This window comes from Methylobrevis pamukkalensis (assembly GCF_001720135.1).
In the GTDB taxonomy this organism is placed as follows: domain Bacteria; phylum Pseudomonadota; class Alphaproteobacteria; order Rhizobiales; family Pleomorphomonadaceae; genus Methylobrevis; species Methylobrevis pamukkalensis.
Map to the genome: position 1 here is coordinate 1 of NZ_MCRJ01000288.1, position 821 is coordinate 821.

An 821-nucleotide genomic window follows, 5' to 3' on the forward strand; every position below is an offset into this window, starting at 1 on the left:
AGCGCGTTGAGCAGCGTCGTCTTGCCCGCGCCATTCGCCCCGACCACGGCGGTGATCCGCCCGGCCGCGACGTGGAAGCTCACGCCCCGGAGCGCGGCGATCTCGCCATAGGCGACGGTGAGGTCCCGGACATCGAGCGATCTCATGCGGGCTGGGTCCTGAGATGGGTGTCGCCGGGGTGAATTTCGCGGGCTTCGGTCTCTGTCGTCCCGGTGCGGGCGCTGCGCTTGCCGAGATAGGCGTCGATCACCCGCGCGTCGGCCTGGATCGCCGCCGGCGGGCCCTCGGCCAGCACCGCGCCGCGGTCGATCACCGTGATCGCCTCGGCGATCGCCATGACGACGCGCATGTGATGCTCGATCAGGATCACCGTGATGCCGAGTTCGCCGCGGATGCGGTCGATCAGCCGGACGAGGGCCGCGCCCTCGGACGGGTTCATGCCCGCCGCCGGCTCATCGAGCATCAGGAGCTTCGGCCGGGCGACGATGGCGCGCGCGATCTCCAGCCGGCGCTGGTCGCCGTAGGAGAGATGGCGGGCGAGCGTGCCGACGCGGTGGGCGATGCCGCAGAAGTCGAGCATGGCGCCGGCCTCCGCGCGGGCGCGGCGCTCCTCGGCCCGGAAGCGCGGGGTGCCAAGCACCGCCTCGAAGAAGCGGCTCGACAGGCGCCGGTGATAGCCGACCAGCACGTTGCCCTCCCCGGTCATGTTCGGAAACAGCCGGACATTCTGGTAGGTGCGGGCGATGCCGTGGGCGGCGATGCGGTGGGCCGGCAGGCCGTCGATCCGCTCCCCGTCCAGCACCACGGTGCCGGCCGAGGGG

General features: G+C 72.2%; 2 protein-coding genes. Both read right to left on the bottom strand.

Annotation, left to right across the window (positions count from 1 at the left end):
• The coding region (locus A6302_RS20560; protein WP_141704060.1) for an ATP-binding cassette domain-containing protein at nt 1-146 on the bottom strand (146 nt) is incomplete at its 3' end.
• Nucleotides 143-821: ABC transporter ATP-binding protein (locus A6302_RS20565; protein WP_083255945.1), on the bottom strand; the 679-nt coding region annotated here is incomplete at its 5' end. The genes A6302_RS20560 and A6302_RS20565, both read right to left, overlap by 4 nt.